Origin of the sequence: Pseudoalteromonas aliena, from assembly GCF_038155085.1 — a bacterium.
Classification (GTDB): Bacteria; Pseudomonadota; Gammaproteobacteria; order Enterobacterales; family Alteromonadaceae; genus Pseudoalteromonas; species Pseudoalteromonas aliena_A.
The window spans coordinates 1-210 of the sequence record NZ_JBAKAU010000280.1 but is presented as its reverse complement, the minus strand read 5'-3'; the positions used below and the strand labels follow the sequence as shown (position 1 = coordinate 210).

General features: G+C 39.5%; 1 protein-coding gene. It reads right to left on the bottom strand.

Annotation, left to right across the window (positions count from 1 at the left end):
• Positions 1-210: pilus assembly protein PilM (pilM, locus tag V6260_RS19395; protein ID WP_341595633.1), on the bottom strand; the 210-nt coding region annotated here is incomplete at both ends.

The window sequence follows — 210 nt, the reverse complement described above, 5'->3', positions numbered from 1 at the left end:
TATTTCAGCTTCATCAAACCCCTTATTATAGTATGCAACAATGCTATTAGAGTACTGCTCTCCTCCAAAAACTTGATCACGTGTGTATATAGTCTCACCCGCTTGAACAACACTTACAAGCATTAATACGGCCCCAATATCAACCACTGCCACACACTTATTAAATGCATCGCATGGTAATTGCTGATAATAAACATCCATAGCGCGACT